Genomic DNA, 16,410 nt, shown 5'->3' with positions numbered 1-16,410 from the left:
AAAGCCGGCATGCCATGAGCTTCACTTCCTTCTTCGACTACACCGTCAACGGCCTGATCATCGGCAACATCTACGCGTTGCTGGCGGTCGGCCTCGCATTGATCTTCGGCGTCTCGCACCTCATCAACTTCGCGCACGGCTCGGTGTACACGGTGGGCGCGTACATCGGATGGGCGTCGATCACCTGGCTGCACACGCCGCTGCCCGTCACCATTGCGCTGGTGGTGTTGGGTTCGGGCGCGCTGGGCATGCTGATCGAGCGCGTGGGCCTGCGGCCGCTGCAGGGCTCGGCGCGCATCGCGCCGCTGCTGGCCACCATCGGCATCAGCTTCGTGCTCGACATCCTCGTGCAGCTGGTGTTCAGCCCCGATCCGCGCTCGCTGCCCACGCAGCTGCCCGACTGGCGCCTGCGCATCGGCACCGGCACCATCGGCGCGCTCGACATCCTCATCGCGGGCATCGGCCTCGCGAGCGCGGCGGTGCTCTTCGGCTTCCTGCGTTTCACGAAACTCGGCTGGGCCGTGCGCGCCACCGCGCAAGACCGCGACGCGGCGCAGCAGATGGGCGTGGACGTCGACCGCGTGAACCAGACCGTGTTCGCCATCGCCGCCGCGCTGGGCGGCCTCTCGGGCCTGCTGGTGGGCATGTACTACAACAACATCAGCCCGGCGATGAGCTTCCAGGCCACGCTCAAGGGCGTGGTGGCCACGGTGGTCGGCGGCGTGGGCAGCGTGCCGGGCGCCATCGCGGGCAGCCTGCTGCTGGGGCTGATCGAGAGCTATGGCGTGGCGATCCTCGGCACGCCGTACCGCAACCTCTTCGCCTTCGCGCTGCTGCTCGTGATCCTGCTGTGGAAGCCCAACGGGCTGTTCGGGCGCAAGCGCGCATTGCCGCCGGAGCCGCTCACGGGCACCTTCATCGCGCCCAGCAAGCCGTGGCATGTGCCGCGCGGCCTGCTGCTCGCGCTGTTCGTCGCGGCGCTGGCGCTGCCGCTCTTCGACCCGTCTCCGTACCTGCTGCAGACGCTTACCAACGCATGGCTCTACGGCGCGCTCGCGCTGAGCCTCACGCTGGTGGCCGGCACCATCGGGCAGATCTCGCTCGGCCATGCGGGACTGCTGGCCATCGGCGCGTACGCGTCGTCGCTGCTGGTGCTCGACCTGCGCCTGCCGGTGGGCACGGGCATCGTGCTCGCGGGCATCCTCACTTCGCTGATCGGCACGGCGCTGATCTTCCCGGCATTCAGGCTGCGCGGCCACTACGTGTCGATCGCCACGCTGGGCATCGGCGAGATCGTGGCGCTCACCATCCTCAACTGGGAAAGCCTCACGCACGGGCCCATCGGCGTGTCGGGCATTCCGCCGCTGTCGCTGTTCGGGCGCGATGCTTCGTCGAACGAGGCGCTCTACTGGGCCTCCTTCGGTGCGATGGTGCTTCTCGCGCTGCTGCAGTGGCGCCTGCTGCGCTCGCACCTGGGCCGCACCTTCCGTGCGGTGCGCGAGGACGAGGTGGCCGCGCGCGCCTACGGCGTGAGCCCCGACCGCTACAAGGCGCTGGCCTTCGGCTTCGGCGGCTTCGCGGCGGGCGTGAGCGGCGCCTTCACCGCGCACATGTACTCGTACATCAACCACGAGACCTTCGGCTCGCAGATCTCGATCCTCGCGCTCACGATGGTCATCCTCGGCGGGCTCGGGAACATCAGCGGCGCACTGCTGGGCGCGGTCGCGCTCGTGAGCCTGCCGGAGCTGTTTCGCGTGACTGCCGAGTACCGGATGCTGATCTACGGCGTCGCGCTTCTCCTGCTGATTCGTTTCCGCCCGCAGGGTTTGCTGGGCACTGTCTGAAAGAACACATCACCATGAGCCACCTCAACGAATACCTCGCCGAGAAGCGCGCCGCCGTACTGGCGCGCAATGCAGCCGTCGAAGCGGGCACCGCGCAGCCCGTGCAGCTCAAGGCCAGCGTGAAGGCCGAAGGCCGCAGCGGCGTGCGCCGCCTGCGCATCCGCGAGCACCAGGTCATCAGCGACAGCCCGCCGGACTTCGCCGGCTACAACCTCGGGCCCAGTTCGCCCGAGCTGCAGCTGGGCGTGCTCGGCACCTGCGTCACGCACATCTTCCTGATCCAGGCGGCCGAACGGCAGGTGCCGCTCGAAAGCCTCGAGGTGGAGGTGACGGGCATCATCGATCCGCGCGGCGGCAAGCCGGGCCACGAGAAGACGCCCATCTGGCCGCACGAGATCGGCTACACGGTGCACATCGACTCGCCCGCGAGCCGCGAGGAGATCGACGCGCTGTTCGAGGCGGTGGAGCGCAACTGCCCCATCCTCAACCTGCTGCGCAATCCGCAGACCATCCGTGCCGAGGTGAAGCTCGTCGATTCCAAGGCCGAAGCTGCCAACGCATCGCGGAAAGAGGACGATGCCATCGCTGCTTGAGATACGCGGCCTGGTGCGCCGCTTCGGCGGACTCACGGCCGTCAATGCCGTCGACCTGCACGTGGGCGAGGGCGAGCTGCTGAGCGTGATCGGGCCGAACGGCGCGGGCAAGACCACGCTCTTCAACCTCGTCACCGGACTCGACCGGCCCGACGAAGGGCAGGTGCTGTTCGACGGAAACGACATCACCGGCCTGCCGGCACAGCAACTCGCGCAGCGCGGACTGGCGCGCACCTTCCAGCACGGGCGCGTGTTCGCGAACCTCTCGGTGCTCGACAACGTGCTGGTCGGCGCACACACGCGGCTGCGCGCCGTGAAACCGCGCGCGGGCGGCGTGCCGGGGCTCGGTGCATTGGCCGAGCTCACGCTCGCGCTGTTGCAGCCCGCGGCGGTGCGCCGCGAGGAAGAGGCGCTGCGCGAGGAGGTGCGCGAGATCATCGCGCTGTTCGGCCAGCGCCTCGCGCCGCGCATCGACCACCCGGCCTACAGCCTCTCGTATGCCAACCGCCGCCGCGTGGAGATCGCACGCGCGCTCGCGCTGAAGCCACGCCTGCTGCTGCTGGACGAGCCCACCGCCGGCATGAACGAGAGCGAGACGGCCGAGATGCTGGAGATCATCCGCGGCCTGAAGGCGCGCGGCCAGACCATCCTGCTGATCGAGCACAAGCTCGACCTGGTGATGCAGCTGTCGGACCGCGTGGCCGTGCTCGACGACGGCCGCAAGATCGCCGAAGGGCTGCCGGACGAAGTGCGCAACGACCCGGCTGTGATCGAGGCGTATCTCGGCCATCGCCACGTGGGTTCGGCGGATGTGCCGCACGAACGGGAAGAGGCGGTGCCCGCATGATCGCCACCGTCGCCCGCACCGGTCTAGCTCCCTCGCCCCTCTGGGGAGAGGGTCGGGGTGAGGGGCAGCTGCCTGAACGCGGCGCGGCGCCTGCTTCCAATGAGCGGCCGCAACAGCAACCGCTGCTCCAGCTGAGCAAGATCAACAGCTTCTACGGCCCCGTGCAGGCGCACTTCGATCTCGACATCGAAGTGCGCAGGGGCCAGATCGTCAGCCTGCTCGGCGGCAACGCCAGCGGCAAGTCGACCACGATGAAGATCGTGCTCGGCCTGCTCAAGCCGCGCTCGGGCGAGGTGCTTTTCAACGGCGAATCGACGCTCGGGCTGAGCACGCCGCAGATCGTGCGCAAGGGCATCGGCTCGGTGCCCGAGGCGCGCCGCCTGTTCCCCGCGATGACGGTGCGCGAGAACCTGCTGATGGGCGCCTATGCGCGCAGCGACCGCAAGGCCGTGGCCGAAGACCTCGAGCGCATGCTGGAGCTGTTCCCGCGCGTGGCCGAGCGCATCGAGTTCCAGGCCGGCACGCTCTCGGGCGGCGAGCAGCAGATGGTGGCGATGGCGCGCGCGCTCATGGGCCGGCCGCAGCTCATCTGCATGGACGAGCCGACCATGGGCCTGTCGCCGCTGTACGTCGACAAGGTGCTGGAGCTCATCGCGCGCATCAACGCGCAGGGCGTGTCGGTGTTCATGGTCGAGCAGAACGCGAGCCTCGCGCTGCAGATCGCGCACCACGGCTACGTGCTGCAGACAGGGCGCATCGTGCTCTCGGGCCCGGCGCGCGAGCTGCTGGCCGACACGCGCATACGCGACGCCTACCTCGGCGGCGACGGCGCGGCGCGCACCGCCTCCTGAGCCGATGAGATCAGCAGCAAACATCCACGGGAGAACACACGAATGCCTTTGAAACTCGACCACATCGTGATCGCGGTGCACGACCTCGAACGCACCATCGCCGACTACGGCGCGCTGGGCTTCCACGTGCTGCGCGGCGGCGACCATCCGGGGCGCGCCACCCACAACGCGCTGGTGGTGTTCGCCGACGGCAGCTACCTGGAGCTGATCGCGTGGCGCGAGCCTTCGCCCACCGAACGCTGGTGGCAGCTCCTGCAGAAGCACGGCGAAGGCATCGTCGACTTCGCGCTGCTGCCGCGCGACACCGCCACCACGGTGGCCGACGCGAAGGCGCGAGGCCTCGCGCTCGAAGGCCCGCTCGACGGCGGCCGCGTGCGGCCCGACGGCGAACGCCTGCGCTGGCAGACGGCGCGTTCGACATCGGCCGACCTGCCTTTCCTGTGCGGCGATCTCACGCCGCGCGCATTGCGCGTGCCCGAGGGCGACGTGCGCGTGCATGCCAACGGCGTGCTGGGCGTGGCGAGCCTGGCCGTTGCGGTGCGCGACCTCGACGCGACGCTGGCGCGGTACCGGGCCTTGCTCGGCAGCAGCGTGTCCGACGATGCCGACACCCACATCGGCGAGCCTGTCGTGCTGCCCGGCAGCAACGTGCGCCTGGCTGTCGTCGCGCTGGGACAAAGCGTGCTGGTGCTCTCGTCGCCGCGAGAGAACGGCAACGGCCGCGGCGGTGCGTCGTCGAACGAAGGGGAGGGCGGCGGCAGCCTGGGGCAACGCCTCGCGGCGCGCGGCGAGGGTCCCTATGCGCTCGTGCTGCACACCGACAGGCCGCAAGCCACAGGCACCTTCGATCTCGCCAGGGCGCACGGCGCGCTGATCGAACTCGACCTGCCGCCGCTGGACCGCCACGCCAGGCAGGGCAGTGGCTCGCGCGGCTACCAGGTCAACAGCGCCGTCGGCGGCTGAGCCGTCGATCCTGTCGTTCAGCCTGCGCGCATGCGCAGCTGGAACACATTGCCCTCGGGATCGTGCCCGTCGCAATGGCGGTAGCCGTTGAACTCCCATTCGGCGGAGGCCGGCTTCAGCATGCCGCCGGCTTCGGTCGCGAGCTGGCGTGCGGCTGCAATGTCGGCCACCGGGAAGATGAACTTCAGCGCCGTGTTCTCCCGCGGCACGGGCGGCTGGGCGATCTGCACCCGGGCGGCGATGTCCGGGTTCATCGCGACGATGAAAAGCTGCAGTGACGCCGACTCCAGGCTCGCGTAGCCGGCTTCCGCGTGCATGATCGCGAGGCCCGCGACACCTTCATAGAACGCGCTCAGGCGCGATACGTCCTTGGCGTAGATCACGGCGGCTGCCGGTGTTGCGTGTGTTGCGTGTTCAGGCATGCGTTCCTCTCGATGGCTTTCAGTGTCCGCCGAGATGCGCCTTGCGCAGCCCGGCCCGCATCTTCTTCTGCAGAGCAGCCCCGCCCTTTTCCAGCGCTTCGGCGGAAGCGCCGCTCTCCTCGGTCACGGGCCGGTACTTGCGGCCCCAGATGCCGATCTGCGCCACCACCGGCAGCAGGTCGATGCCCATCGGCGTGAGGCTGTAGATGGCCTTCTGCTTGTGGGTCGGGTCGTCTGCCCTGGAGAGAACGCCGTACTCGACCAGCTTGCCGAGACGCTCGGTGAGGATGTTCGAGGAGATGCCTTCCTCGGACTGCAGGAACTCGCGGAAGTGGCGCTTGCCCGCGAACATCATGTCGCGAACGATCAGCAGGCTCCACCGGTCGCCGAAGACTTCGAGCGCGAGATTGATCGGACACGCCGACTTTTCGCTGGAGGCCATGCTCTTTCCGATCTCTTTGAAAAACTGCTTGCATTTTCGTATCGGTTGCCGAACACTTCAACCGCTTGCATTTGGCAAGCAGTATCCGAAGGAGATACCGGCATGAGAAAGCTCATCCTGCAAATGCAGATGTCGGTCGACGGCTACGTGTCGCCGGCCAATGGCAGCCTCGACTGGCAGTTGTGGGGCTGGGGCGAGCGCTGGGGCTGGGACGATCGCCTGAAGCAGGACTTCAACGCCGTCTTCGAAGGCATCGACACCATCCTGCTGAGCCGGCCGATCGCGGAAGAGGGCTACCTCGACCACTGGGGCCGCGCGGCGAAGAACTTTCCCGCGAACCCGCACTACGCCTTCGCCCAGAGGATCGTCGAAGCGCGCAAGGTCGTGCTCACCGGCAAGCTCGCGTCCTCGCGCTGGGAGCGCACCGTGGTCGCGCGCGGCGGCATGGCCGAGGAGGTGAATGCGCTCAAGCGAGAGCCGGGCAAGGACATCATCAGCATCGGCGGCGTGGGCTTCGCGTCGGCGCTGGTTGCTGCGGGACTGGTCGACGAGTTCCAGTTCTTCGTGAACCCCACGGCCGTGGGGGCTGGACGCTCGGTGTTCCACGACCAGCGCAAGGGCCACAGGCTGCGGTTGTTGCGCTCGACGGCCTACGAGAGCGGGATGGTGGTCAACCGCTACGCGCCGGGCTGATGCAGGACAAGACGCCGCGCGGATACCAGTGCTTACCTGATTTCACCTGACCGCGACCTGAAGCGGCGAAAACGGACACATGCGGTGCACACAATGGACTCGTCATCAACGCATGAAGGAGTTCCGGATGAACACCAACTCGAAGATCATGGCCGTGGGAGCCGCGGCACTCGCGATGTGCATGGCCGCGGGAAGCGCCTTCGCGCAAGACCGCCGCTTCGACAACGGCCGCCCCGGCGATGGTCGCTACGAGCAGCGCGATCGCAATTTCGACCGCCGCGGTCCGCACGGAGACTATCGCGGCAACCAGGATTTCCGCGACGGCCGCCAGTTCGACCGCCGTGGCTTCCCGCAGCCGCATGCCGATTGGCGCCGCGGCGGCCGCGTGCCGCAGGAGTACCGCGGCCGCAACTACGTGGTGCAGGACTGGCGTGCCTACAGGCTCCAGCAGCCGCCCCGTGGCTATCAGTGGGTGGGCGTGGGCGGCGACTTCGTGCTCGCTGCCATCGCCACCGGCGTGATCGCGAACATCATCGCCGGCCAGTAAGCAGGGGCTCGCACAGCGACGAAACCGCCATGGGCAACCGTGGCGGTTTTTTTGTTTGAAGCGAACGCTGGAGCCGGTCTTCAGACCAGTGCCGAGGGCACCGACTGGGCGCAGACGTTGCGCCCCGTGATGGTCAGGCGGAGGCCGCCGCCGTGCCATTCGAGCCAGTTGAGGTTCACGTACGCGTCGATGTCGGCGTCGTCGATGCGGTCGGCCTGGCGGCTTTGCAGCAGCTCGACCGTGGCGGGCAGGGCCCGTCTCAGGCGTTCACGCCGCTCTGCTGCATCGGCCGCCTTCTGGGAAGCCCTTGTTTGCTGTTGCGCTTGCTGCTGCGAGGTCGACGATGCCATTGCTGATCCATTTCCAGGAAGCCAGGGAATTAACCCGAATGTACGCCGCCTGTGTGAAGCTGCATTCTTCTTTTTTAACCTTTCTGTCGTCCGCAGTACACACCGCGCAACAGGCTCTGGACAAGCCCTAGATTTCGTAGTGCGAGGCCTTGGCTTCGTCTCCCAGAGCCTTTTCGACGACCGCGCGCGTCAGCGTGGGCGCGAACGATTCGATGAAGGCGTAGACGTACTTGCGCAGGTAGGTGCCGCGCCGCACGGCCAGCTTGGTGAGGTTGATGCCGAAGAGTCGCCCCGCGTCGAGCGCGCGCAGCTGCGTGTCGCGCTCGGCCTCGTAGGCCACGCCGGCCACGATGCCGATGCCCAGGCCCAGTTGCACGTAGGTCTTGATCACGTCGGCATCCATCGCGGCCAGCACGATGTTGGGCTGCAGGCCGCGCTGCTCGAAAGCCTCGTCGATGCGCGAGCGGCCTGTGAAGCCCGTGTCGTAGGTGATCAGCGGATAGCGCGTGAGCGCCTCGAGCGTCAGCGGCGCGTCGAGCAGCGGGTGCCCGGGCGGCACGATCACCGAATGCGTCCAGCGGTAGCAGGGCAGGGCCACCAGTTGCGGATAGTCGCCCAGCGCCTCGGTGGCGATGCCCACGTCGGCCTCACCGTCGAGCAGCATCTGCGCGATCTGCTTGGGCGAGCCCTGGTGCAGGTGCAGCTTCACGTTGGGGAACTGCGCGCGGAATTCCTGCACCGCCACCGGCATCGCGTAGCGCGCCTGCGAGTGCGTGGCCGCCACCGAGAGCAGGCCGCTTTGCTGCGCGACGAACTCCTGGCCCGCGTGCTTGAGGTTGCTGCTCTCCATCAGCATGCGCTCGATGATCGGCAGCACGTGCCCGCCGGGCTCGGTGAGCCCCGTGAGCCGCTTTCCGGCGCGCACGAAGAGCTCTATGCCGAGCTCTTCCTCGAGCTCGCGGATCTGCCGGCTCACGCCGGGCTGGGAGGTGTGAAGGGTATGGGCGACTTCGGTCAGGTTGAAGCCGCAACGAACGGCCTCGCGTACCGAGCGCAGTTGTTGGAAGTTCATCTGGCGCGGAAGAGTCATCGAAGCCCCGGCTGGGGCCGACCGGCGATTCTCGGCAGAAGCGCTTATTCGGGGAACGATGCGTTTGTTGGTTTCACATGAGCAAAACATCTTTAAGGCAGTCCAAGCGCTGCTTTTCGTGGGCCGCTTGTTATTTCGCACGACTGTGCTAAAGTTCGCCGCATGGACGCCAAGACCCAGAAAAGCGAACTCACCCGCGCCGCCATCGTCGGCGCGGCGATGAACCTCGCGCTGGCCGAAGGCCTGGAAGCAATCACGCTGCAGGCCGTGGCCAGCAGGCTGGGGTTGTCCAAGAGCGGCGTGTTCTCGCGCGTGGGTTCGCGCGAGGCGCTGCAGAAGGCCGTCATCGAGGAGTACGGCCGGGGCTTCCTGGCCGACGTGTTCGTGCCCGCCATGCAGAAGCCCAAGGGCCTGCCCCGGCTCAACGACATCGTGGCGCGCTGGATCGCCCGCATGCGCGACGTCGAGATGCACACCGGCTGCCTCTACACCGCCGGCGCCTTCGAGTTCGACGACCGCGAAGGCGAGCTGCGCGAGATGCTGCTGGGCGAAATCACCCGCTGGCGCGCTGCGCTGCGCCGCACCGTGCTGCAGGCCATCGAGACCGGCGAGCTCAAGGCCGATACCGACCCCGCCCAGCTCGTGAGCGAGATCAACGGCCTGACCATGACCCAGCTGCACGACGCGCGCTTCCTGCGCGACCCGCAGGCCGCCGACCGCGCCACGCAAACGTGGCAGCGGCTTCTTTCCAGCTACCTCGCCTGAACGGCTCCTTCGCGAAGCAGGCCGGATTCACGCGTTTCGATTTGCCAGAATTTCGCACAACCGTGCGATAAACAGGAGAAGCACCATGCTGATCATCGCCCTCTTTCTCGCCGCCTATGCGGCCGTCCTCGGCGTCAGGGGCCTTCGCGACACCCTGCGCAGCCTGCCCCGCAGCAACCGCGACTGGGTCTGGTACTGAAGGCCAGGAAGGAACGCACATCCATGACGAGCACTTCCTCTCCGGCCGCCGCGCACGCCGCGCAGTCGAACTATTACCGGCCCAGTCGCGCCATGCGCGCGCTGCGCTTCGGACTGACCGCCTCCCAGCGCCTCTGGCCGGCCCTGGGCGTGCGTGCCGCCTACCGCGTCTTCGGCACGCCGCTGCCGCCCAAGTGGCTCTACCGTGGCCAGGGCCCCGGCGCCGACTGGCGGCGCGAGAGCTGGGCCTTCGAGGACGCGAGCGTCGGCATCTACCACCTTGCCGCGCAGGACTCCGGTGCCGAGTCGGCGCCAGTGGTGCTGCTGGTGCACGGCTGGGGCGGGCACGCGGGCCAGATGCTGCCGCTCGCGCAGGCCGTGGCGGCCGCCGGCCTGCGGCCCGTGTTGCTCGAGCTGCCTGCGCATGGCCGCAGCGCCGGCGTGATGAGCAACTCGCCGCAGTTCGCGCGCGCCATCGCATACGTCGCGGCGCGGCTCGCGGCGGACGGCCACGTGCTGCGCGCTGCCATCGCCCATTCGCTGGGGGCGAACGGACTCGCCCTGGCCGCCGCGCGCGGCCTGCCGGCGGAGCGCATCGTGCTGCTCGCGCCGCCGGCCTCGCCGCGCGACTACACGCGCTACTTCGCCCACACCTTCGGCCTCAGCGAAGCCACGCGGCTGGCGATGCAGCGGCTCTTCGAATCGCGCGAGGGCGTGCTGATGCAGCAGCTCGAGCCGGCGGCGGTGGGGCCGCGCATCGCGCAGCCGACGCTGATCGTGCATGACCGCGACGACCGCGTGAACCGCTTCGCCGACGCGGAGGCCTACCGAGACGCGATCGCCGGAGCCAGCCTCGTCGCCACGCAGGGCTTGGGGCACCGCCGCATCCTCAAGGAGGCCGAGGTGCTGGAGCAGGTGGCGCGCTTCGTGACGGAGGACTGATCCCGTTCGCGTTCGCTGCCGGGTCGCTACCAGTTGGGGTGGATCGGGGTGAACACCGGCTTGAACAGGTGCCGGCGCACGATCTCCCCGTAGCCCCGGTAGTAGAAGTTGCCGTTCGCCTCCAGCACCGCCGCGCGGTGCCTGCGGAAGTACACCGGGATCTCGTACCAGGGCATGGTCGGCGCGCGGTGGTGCACGTGGTGCAGGTTGTTGAAGAGGTACAGCAGCCCGAACACGAGGTTCGATTCCACGATGGCCACGCGCTCGTGCGGCGTGTCGGCCCAGCGGTGCTCGGTGAACGTGCGCAGCGAGCCCAGCATCATCCCCGGGTACACGAAGTACAGCAGGTACTCGCCGATGCCCATGCCGCAGACCTCGACGACGTAGTAGAGCACCGGTGCCACGCTCAGCGCATGCCACAGCCAGGTCGGCAGGCGCGAGAAATCGCCCGCGAGCACGCATCCAACCTCGAAGCGCAGCAGCTTCCACAGCCGCAGGAAGGGGCCCAGCACCACGCGGAAGGCGATCGTCTGGTTGGCCATGTAGATCCATCGCCACACCGGGCCGTAGCCCTCCCACGCCGGCGCGGAGTGGTAGGCACTCTCGGTGTCGCGCTCCGGGTGCGTGAGGTGGAAGTTGACGTGGTGCGTGCTGTGGCCGCGGTTGTAGAACGGGTAGGGCAGCCAGAGGTTCAACGGCGGCCACACCACCGCGTGGCGCAGCCACTTCGGCAGGTGGCGCATCGCATGGATGCTCTCGTGCTGCAGCGAGAAATGCAGCTGCGCGAGAAAGCCGCCCACGATGAACAGGGCCCAGCCCGGAAGCACCGCGTGCCACCACACCAGCGCGCCCCATGCGGCGTAGAGCAGGGCGGCCAGCAGCAGCGTGGGCAGCTCGTAGTGCCACCACCAGTGCCGGCGGGCAGCTGCTTTCTGGGTAAGGGGTGCGGCAGTCGATGTCATGGCGATGAACGGGACTGCGATGCTAGGTAGCAAGCGGCCGCTTGCATGCGCGCTTTTCGCATAAGCATCGGCGCGAAACTTAGTTCCGCCATGGGCGGGGCGAGGCCTACGCTTCACGGCTTTGCCGCACTCCTGCCGGCTGCGCATTCGCAGCAGCCGCGTGCCGGCCTTTCCGCTGCCTCCCATGAAGAAACTCCTCACCCGCCTCGCACTGGCGTTGCTCGCCGCGCTGTCCGTCGACGTGCAGATCCACGCCGCCACGCTGGACGACTATCCGGCCAAGACCATCCGCCTCGTCGTGCCGTATCCGGCCGGCGGCATCGCCGACAAGATCGCCCGCGAGGTCGCCGAGCAGCTCCAGCAGCGGCTCAAGCAGGCGGTGGTGGTCGAGAACCGCAGCGGCGCGGCCGGCAACATCGGCTTCGAATACGTCGCGCGCCAGCCGGCAGACGGCTACACGCTGCTGCTCGCGCCGGCCTCCAACCTCACCGTGCAGCCCGCGCTCTTCAAGCAGCTGAGCTACGACCTTTCGCGCGACTTCACGCCCGTGTCGCTGCTCGTGCAGACGCCGCAGGTGCTGCTGGTGAACCCCAAGCTGCCGGTGGCCAGCCCGCGCGAGCTGATCGATTATTCGAAGAAGAATCCCGGCAAGGTCAACTACGGCATCAGCGTGGGCGCCTATTCGCACCTCGCGGGCGAGCTGCTGAAGACGCAGACCGGCGCCGACTTCACCGCCATTCCCTACCAGGGCAGCGCCCCGGCGATCAACGACCTCCTCGCGGGGCAGACGCAGTTCATCTTCAACGAAGTGGTCACGGCCATTCCCTTCGTGAAGGCCGGTACGCTCAAGCCGCTGGCCGTGGCCTATCGCACGCGCGCGCCCTGGCTGCCCGACGTGCCCACCACCGCCGAGGCCGGCCTGCCCGATTTCGAGGTCACCTCGTGGTACGGCGTGGTGGTGCGCAGCGGCACGCCCGCGCCGCTGGTGCAGCGCCTGTCACGCGAGCTGCGCGACATCGTGCAGACGGCCGAATTCAGGAAGCGCTACGACGACATCGGCGCCTTCACGGTGGGCAGTTCGCCGGAAGACTTCGCGCGCTTCATCCAGTCGGAGACCGTCAAGTGGACCGCGGTGGTGAAGCAGGCCGGCATCCAGCCCAATTGATGAGCGACAGGCCCTGGAGAATGCGCGCATGAGCACGCCCCCGAAGAATGCCGTCGCGCCAGCCGGGCTGTGGGCCTTGCTGCTCGCGGAGCCCGCGACCGAGCTCGCCCTGCTCGACGTGCGCGAGACGCGCTGGTTCGTGCAGCACCACCTGAACCTCGCGCGCAACGCACCTTTCAGCGGGCTCGAGCTGCAGGTCGGCGCGCTGGTGCCGCGCCGTTCCACGCCGGTGGTGCTCTACGACGACTACGACGCGCCCGACGGCGCGGCACAGGCGGCATCGGCCGTGCTCGGACGACTGGGCTACACCGACGTGCGCACGCTCGACGGCGGCCTGCAGCGCTGGGTGACCGAGGGCCTGCCCGCCATTGACGGCTACGGCACGCTGGTGAAGGCCTTCGGCGACCGCGCACGGCTGCACTACGGAACGCCCGGCCTGCCCGTGGAGGCGCTGCGCTCGCGCCTGCGCGAAGGCCGTCCGACCACGCTGGTCGACGCGCGGCCGCGCGCGGAGTTCGAATTCCTCTCGCTGCCCGGCGCACGCAACCACCCGGGCACCGAGCTGGCGCTGCGCCGCTTCGAGCAGCGGGGCACCGACGGGCCGGACCACCTGTGGGCCATCAACTGCTTCAGCCGCACGCGCGGCATCGTCGGCGCGACCACGCTGCGGCTGCTCGGCCGCGCGAGCGAGGCGGTGTTCGTCGAGGACGGCGTCATGGACTGGGGCCTGCGCGGCGCGCCCACCGTGCAGAACGCGGCGCCCGACGACGAGCTGCCGCCCGAATCACCCGAGGTGCTGCGCGGCCTGGCCGACGAGCTACTCGCGCGCTTCGCGCTGCCCGTCGCCGATGCGGCCCGACTCGCCGAATGGCGTGAGGACGGCAAGCGCACCCTCTACGTCTTCGACGTGCGGCCCGAACCCGATCCCGCCTTCGCGGGCAGCGGCCTGCGCCAGGTGCCGGGCGGCCAGCTGCTGATGCACTTCGAGAACCTCGTGGGCACGCGCGGCGCGCGCATCGTGCTGGTCGACGACCCGGCCCATCGCCTGCGCGCGGCCATCACCGCCTTCTGGCTCACGCAGCTGGGCCAGGCCGAGGTGTACGTGTACGACGGCGAGTTCACGCCTCCACAGGCCCCGCCGGACTCCTCGGCCGCCGTCGACGGCGCGCCGCCGCCGCTGGACCCCGACGCCCTCGCGCAGCTGCGCAGGAACGGCGCCGTCACCGTGATCGACGTGGGCCCCAGCCTCGACTACGAGCGCGGACACCTGCCGGGCGCGCTCTACATGCTGCCGGCCTCGCTCGCGCCGCTGGCCTCGCACGCGGTGGCCGGCCGCACGCTGGTCTTCGCTTCGCCCGACGGCACGGCGGCCGCCCGCGTGGCGCGCGACGCGCACCGGCGCTGGCCGGATTCAGGGGCGGTGTTCTCCTGGCTCCAGGGCGGAACGCAGGGCTGGAAGGCTTCCGGCAGGCCGCTGACCGCGGCTTTCGTGCCGGCCCAGCTGCTCACCCCCTTCGACGACGACTGGGGCTCGGTGATGCGCGTCTTCGGTCCGCGCCGCGATGCGGCCTGGGCCGACTACCTCGCGTGGGAGCGCGCACTGTCCGAACGGGTCCTGCAGGACCCGTCCGTGCGCTTTCGCTTCTTTCCGCTCAGCGCCCCGGCGCCGGAACCGGATCGGGCAGCTCGATCTTGATGTCGAGCACTTCGAGGTTGTCCTGGGTCTCCAGGTTCACCTTGATGTCATCCGCGTTGATCGACACGTACTTCGAAATCACCGCCACCAGCTCGCGCTGGAGTTCGGGCAGGTAGTCGGGCCGCTTCTTGCCGCTGAGGCTCGAGCGCTCGTGGGCGAGGATGATCTGCAGCCGCTCCTTCGCGACGCTCGCAGTCTTCTTCTTTTCGCCCAGCAGGAACGAGAGAAAGGACATGGGCTACTTGCTCCCGAAAATGCGCTTGAAGAAGCCCGGCTTCTCCGCGTCGACGAAGCGCATCGGCTTCTCCTCGCCCAGGAATCGCGCGACCACGTCGCTGTAGGCCTGGGCCACGTCGGTGTCCTTGTCGTGGATCGCGGGCACGCCCTGGTTGGAGGCATGCAGCACGCTTTCCGACTCGGGGATCACGCCGATCAGCTTGATGCGCAGGATGTCCTGGATGTCCTCCAGCGACAGCATCTGCCCGCCCGCCACCCGGTTGGGGTTGTAGCGGGTGATGAGCAGGTGCTCCTTGATCGGTTCGCCGCCTTCCTTGGCGCGCTTGGTCTTGCTGCTGAGCATGCCCAGGATGCGGTCCGAGTCGCGCACCGAGGAGACCTCGGGGTTGGTGACCACCAGCGCCTCGTCGGCGAAGTGCATCGCCATCATGGCGCCGGTCTCGATGCCCGCGGGCGAGTCGCACACGATGTATTCGAAGTCCATCGCGGCGAGGTCGGTCAGCACCTTCTCCACGCCTTCCTGCGTGAGCGCTTCCTTGTCGCGCGTCTGCGAGGCGGCCAGCACGAACAGGTTGTCGCACTGCTTGTCCTTGATGAGCGCCTGGCTCAGGTTGGCCTCGCCCTGGATGACGTTGATCAGGTCGTACACCACGCGGCGCTCGCAGCCCATGATCAGGTCGAGGTTGCGCAGGCCCACGTCGAAGTCGATCACGGCCGTCTTCTTGCCCGCGAGCGCGAGGCCCGACGCGAAGCTGGCGCTCGTCGTCGTCTTGCCGACGCCGCCCTTGCCCGAAGTCACCACCACAATTTTGGCCATGGCCATTCCTTCTTGTTTCGATTCAGTTGTTGGTTGTCAGGGTCGCCGCGTTCCGTGATCGGGTTCGTCCGGTCAGGGAATCGGGTCGATCGCAATTTTCTTGCCGTCCAGGCGTACCTGGGCGGACTTGCCGAGCACCGAGTCGGGCAGCGGCACCTCGTTGGTCCGGTAGGTGCCGGCGATGGCCACCAGTTGCGCTTCCATGCAGGTCGAGAAGATCCGGGCCTCGGTGTTGCCGCGCGCGCCGGCAATGGCCTTGCCGCGCAGCGGTGCGTACACGTGCACGTTGCCGTCGGCGATGACCTCGGCGCCGAAGCTCACCACGGCAGTCACCACCACGTCGCCGCCCCGGGCGTAGACCTGCTGGCCCGAGCGCAGCGGCTTGTCGATCAGCAGCGTGCCGTTGGCCGGCACGGGCACCTCGCGCACGATCTGAGGGGCTTCGGAAGCGGGGGGCTCGGCCGGCGGGGCCGGGGCGCGGGGCGCGGGGGCCGCGGGCATGGCTGCCACCGAGAGGCCGGCCGCGCGCGCGGCGGCGTTCTGGGCGTCGTTGCCGCCGCGCACCGCGATGGGCTGGGTCTGGTGGCGCGCCAGCAGGCCGCGCAGGGCGGCGAAGTCGATGTCGCCGCCGCCCTCGGTCTCCTGCAGCAGCGAGAGGTCGATCACCACCGGCTCCTGCTCGAAGAAGTCGGGCGAATCCGCCAGTTGGGCGTCGAGCGCCTCGGCCAGCACGTCCAGGTCGGACGTCTTGAGGATCACTGCGATCAGCGGCAGCGTGGCGCTCTTGAATTCGAAAACCGCCTTGGTGCGCGCGGCGGAGACATCGGCCATTGGGAAAACGTCGGTGCGAAAAGCGTTGGAGTCTAACGGGCGCGGGCCAAACGCCGGTGAAGGGGCACTCCCTCAGGCCCTCCGGCAAACACTTCTTTCATGAGGTTACCAAGCCAACCCCCAGGCTTCGCGGTACTTCGTACCGCTTCGCCAAC

19 protein-coding genes are annotated in these 16,410 nt (G+C 68.5%); 11 read left to right on the top strand and 8 right to left on the bottom strand.

Annotated elements, in window-relative coordinates:
- Positions 1 to 14 precede the first annotated feature (14 nt).
- From BMY35_RS04230 to BMY35_RS04210, 5 genes are read left to right on the top strand one after another with little or no spacing between them, the layout of a single operon-like run.
- Entirely contained in the window at positions 15 to 1,844 is a 1,830-nt protein-coding gene (locus tag BMY35_RS04230) for an ABC transporter permease (RefSeq protein ID WP_093195760.1), read from the top strand.
- Positions 1,845 to 1,858: 14 nt separating this feature from the next.
- Positions 1,859 to 2,437 carry an OsmC family protein gene (locus tag BMY35_RS04225; RefSeq protein WP_093195759.1) on the top strand — a complete coding sequence of 193 codons (579 nt, stop codon included), beginning with the start codon at positions 1,859 to 1,861 and terminating at the stop codon, positions 2,435 to 2,437.
- Entirely contained in the window at positions 2,421 to 3,284 is an 864-nt protein-coding gene (locus tag BMY35_RS04220; protein ID WP_093195758.1) for an ABC transporter ATP-binding protein, read from the top strand. Before BMY35_RS04225 ends, BMY35_RS04220 begins: the two co-directional genes overlap by 17 nt.
- Complete coding sequence (locus tag BMY35_RS04215) at positions 3,281 to 4,135, top strand: ABC transporter ATP-binding protein (protein WP_256228179.1); 855 nt, start codon at positions 3,281 to 3,283, stop codon at positions 4,133 to 4,135. The genes BMY35_RS04220 and BMY35_RS04215 overlap by 4 nt, the downstream gene beginning before the upstream one ends.
- Positions 4,136 to 4,177: 42 nt before the next feature.
- Positions 4,178 to 5,098, top strand: a complete 921-nt coding sequence (locus BMY35_RS04210) for a VOC family protein (protein WP_093195757.1) — start codon at positions 4,178 to 4,180, stop codon at positions 5,096 to 5,098.
- A 17-nt stretch (positions 5,099 to 5,115) separates the two neighbouring features.
- On the opposite strand, the gene BMY35_RS04205 is transcribed toward BMY35_RS04210, so the two are convergent.
- Together BMY35_RS04205 and BMY35_RS04200 are read right to left on the bottom strand one after the other, a co-directional pair.
- Entirely contained in the window at positions 5,116 to 5,520 is a 405-nt protein-coding gene (locus tag BMY35_RS04205) for a VOC family protein (RefSeq protein WP_143080642.1), read from the bottom strand.
- A 19-nt stretch (positions 5,521 to 5,539) separates the two neighbouring features.
- A complete protein-coding gene (locus BMY35_RS04200; protein ID WP_093195755.1) occupies positions 5,540 to 5,962 on the bottom strand; it encodes a winged helix-turn-helix transcriptional regulator in 423 nt (140 codons plus the stop codon).
- 102 nt (positions 5,963 to 6,064) lie between these two features.
- Here BMY35_RS04200 and BMY35_RS04195 point away from each other — a divergent pair, with 102 nt between their 5' ends.
- Positions 6,065 to 6,655: a dihydrofolate reductase family protein gene (locus BMY35_RS04195; RefSeq protein ID WP_093195754.1), complete on the top strand. Its 591-nt coding sequence runs from the start codon at positions 6,065 to 6,067 to the stop codon at positions 6,653 to 6,655.
- A 127-nt stretch (positions 6,656 to 6,782) separates the two neighbouring features.
- Positions 6,783 to 7,202, top strand: a complete 420-nt coding sequence (locus BMY35_RS04190) for an RcnB family protein (protein WP_093195753.1) — start codon at positions 6,783 to 6,785, stop codon at positions 7,200 to 7,202.
- A gap of 80 nt (positions 7,203 to 7,282) precedes the next feature.
- On the opposite strand, the gene BMY35_RS04185 is transcribed toward BMY35_RS04190, so the two are convergent.
- Both BMY35_RS04185 and BMY35_RS04180 read right to left on the bottom strand, forming a co-directional pair.
- On the bottom strand, positions 7,283 to 7,552 hold the full coding sequence (locus BMY35_RS04185; protein ID WP_093195752.1) for a hypothetical protein: 270 nt from the start codon (positions 7,550 to 7,552) through the stop codon (positions 7,283 to 7,285).
- A 127-nt stretch (positions 7,553 to 7,679) separates the two neighbouring features.
- Positions 7,680 to 8,624 carry a CysB family HTH-type transcriptional regulator gene (locus BMY35_RS04180; protein ID WP_093196167.1) on the bottom strand — a complete coding sequence of 315 codons (945 nt, stop codon included), beginning with the start codon at positions 8,622 to 8,624 and terminating at the stop codon, positions 7,680 to 7,682.
- 180 nt (positions 8,625 to 8,804) lie between these two features.
- Between BMY35_RS04180 and BMY35_RS04175 the strand changes: the two genes are divergently transcribed.
- Both BMY35_RS04175 and BMY35_RS04170 read left to right on the top strand, forming a co-directional pair.
- Positions 8,805 to 9,407, top strand: a complete 603-nt coding sequence (locus BMY35_RS04175; protein WP_093195751.1) for a TetR/AcrR family transcriptional regulator — start codon at positions 8,805 to 8,807, stop codon at positions 9,405 to 9,407.
- Between the two features lie 222 nt (positions 9,408 to 9,629).
- Positions 9,630 to 10,547 (top strand): alpha/beta hydrolase, encoded by a 918-nt coding sequence (locus tag BMY35_RS04170; protein WP_093195750.1) that lies wholly within the window; start codon positions 9,630 to 9,632, stop codon positions 10,545 to 10,547.
- A gap of 26 nt (positions 10,548 to 10,573) precedes the next feature.
- On the opposite strand, the gene BMY35_RS04165 is transcribed toward BMY35_RS04170, so the two are convergent.
- Positions 10,574 to 11,509: a fatty acid desaturase gene (locus tag BMY35_RS04165; RefSeq protein WP_093195749.1), complete on the bottom strand. Its 936-nt coding sequence runs from the start codon at positions 11,507 to 11,509 to the stop codon at positions 10,574 to 10,576.
- A gap of 184 nt (positions 11,510 to 11,693) precedes the next feature.
- On the opposite strand from BMY35_RS04165, the gene BMY35_RS04160 reads away from it, so the two are divergent.
- On the top strand, positions 11,694 to 12,674 hold the full coding sequence (locus BMY35_RS04160) for a Bug family tripartite tricarboxylate transporter substrate binding protein (RefSeq protein ID WP_093196166.1): 981 nt from the start codon (positions 11,694 to 11,696) through the stop codon (positions 12,672 to 12,674).
- Between the two features lie 28 nt (positions 12,675 to 12,702).
- Positions 12,703 to 14,370 carry a rhodanese-like domain-containing protein gene (locus BMY35_RS04155; protein ID WP_093195748.1) on the top strand — a complete coding sequence of 556 codons (1,668 nt, stop codon included), beginning with the start codon at positions 12,703 to 12,705 and terminating at the stop codon, positions 14,368 to 14,370.
- On the opposite strand, the gene minE is transcribed toward BMY35_RS04155, so the two are convergent.
- From minE to minC, 3 genes are all read right to left on the bottom strand, one after another.
- Positions 14,327 to 14,605, bottom strand: a complete 279-nt coding sequence (minE, locus tag BMY35_RS04150; protein ID WP_093195747.1) for a cell division topological specificity factor MinE — start codon at positions 14,603 to 14,605, stop codon at positions 14,327 to 14,329. The genes BMY35_RS04155 and minE overlap by 44 nt on opposite strands.
- Before the next feature lie 3 nt (positions 14,606 to 14,608).
- Complete coding sequence (gene minD / locus BMY35_RS04145) at positions 14,609 to 15,424, bottom strand: septum site-determining protein MinD (protein WP_093195746.1); 816 nt, start codon at positions 15,422 to 15,424, stop codon at positions 14,609 to 14,611.
- A gap of 72 nt (positions 15,425 to 15,496) precedes the next feature.
- Positions 15,497 to 16,255 carry a septum site-determining protein MinC gene (minC, locus tag BMY35_RS04140; RefSeq protein ID WP_093195745.1) on the bottom strand — a complete coding sequence of 253 codons (759 nt, stop codon included), beginning with the start codon at positions 16,253 to 16,255 and terminating at the stop codon, positions 15,497 to 15,499.
- Positions 16,256 to 16,410 lie beyond the last annotated feature (155 nt).

The organism is Variovorax sp. YR750 (assembly GCF_900109805.1).
Classification (GTDB): domain Bacteria; phylum Pseudomonadota; class Gammaproteobacteria; order Burkholderiales; family Burkholderiaceae_C; genus Variovorax; species Variovorax gossypii.
The sequence above is the reverse complement of the archived record's forward strand: the minus strand, read 5'-3'. Positions and strand labels throughout refer to the sequence as shown.

Coding starts and splice junctions, on each gene's coding strand:
- minC (WP_093195745.1), bottom strand. CDS start 16,255: ATGGCCGATGTCTCCGCCGCGCGCACCAAGGCGGTTTTCGAATTCAAG.
- BMY35_RS04205 (WP_143080642.1), bottom strand. CDS start 5,520: ATGCCTGAACACGCAACACACGCAACACCGGCAGCCGCCGTGATCTAC.
- BMY35_RS04190 (WP_093195753.1), top strand. CDS start 6,783: ATGAACACCAACTCGAAGATCATGGCCGTGGGAGCCGCGGCACTCGCG.
- BMY35_RS04200 (WP_093195755.1), bottom strand. CDS start 5,962: ATGGCCTCCAGCGAAAAGTCGGCGTGTCCGATCAATCTCGCGCTCGAA.
- BMY35_RS04215 (WP_256228179.1), top strand. CDS start 3,281: ATGATCGCCACCGTCGCCCGCACCGGTCTAGCTCCCTCGCCCCTCTGG.
- BMY35_RS04160 (WP_093196166.1), top strand. CDS start 11,694: ATGAAGAAACTCCTCACCCGCCTCGCACTGGCGTTGCTCGCCGCGCTG.
- BMY35_RS04195 (WP_093195754.1), top strand. CDS start 6,065: ATGAGAAAGCTCATCCTGCAAATGCAGATGTCGGTCGACGGCTACGTG.
- BMY35_RS04155 (WP_093195748.1), top strand. CDS start 12,703: ATGAGCACGCCCCCGAAGAATGCCGTCGCGCCAGCCGGGCTGTGGGCC.
- BMY35_RS04180 (WP_093196167.1), bottom strand. CDS start 8,624: ATGAACTTCCAACAACTGCGCTCGGTACGCGAGGCCGTTCGTTGCGGC.
- BMY35_RS04225 (WP_093195759.1), top strand. CDS start 1,859: ATGAGCCACCTCAACGAATACCTCGCCGAGAAGCGCGCCGCCGTACTG.
- BMY35_RS04165 (WP_093195749.1), bottom strand. CDS start 11,509: ATGACATCGACTGCCGCACCCCTTACCCAGAAAGCAGCTGCCCGCCGG.
- BMY35_RS04210 (WP_093195757.1), top strand. CDS start 4,178: ATGCCTTTGAAACTCGACCACATCGTGATCGCGGTGCACGACCTCGAA.
- BMY35_RS04175 (WP_093195751.1), top strand. CDS start 8,805: ATGGACGCCAAGACCCAGAAAAGCGAACTCACCCGCGCCGCCATCGTC.
- BMY35_RS04230 (WP_093195760.1), top strand. CDS start 15: ATGAGCTTCACTTCCTTCTTCGACTACACCGTCAACGGCCTGATCATC.
- minD (WP_093195746.1), bottom strand. CDS start 15,424: ATGGCCAAAATTGTGGTGGTGACTTCGGGCAAGGGCGGCGTCGGCAAG.
- BMY35_RS04185 (WP_093195752.1), bottom strand. CDS start 7,552: ATGGCATCGTCGACCTCGCAGCAGCAAGCGCAACAGCAAACAAGGGCT.
- BMY35_RS04170 (WP_093195750.1), top strand. CDS start 9,630: ATGACGAGCACTTCCTCTCCGGCCGCCGCGCACGCCGCGCAGTCGAAC.
- BMY35_RS04220 (WP_093195758.1), top strand. CDS start 2,421: ATGCCATCGCTGCTTGAGATACGCGGCCTGGTGCGCCGCTTCGGCGGA.
- minE (WP_093195747.1), bottom strand. CDS start 14,605: ATGTCCTTTCTCTCGTTCCTGCTGGGCGAAAAGAAGAAGACTGCGAGC.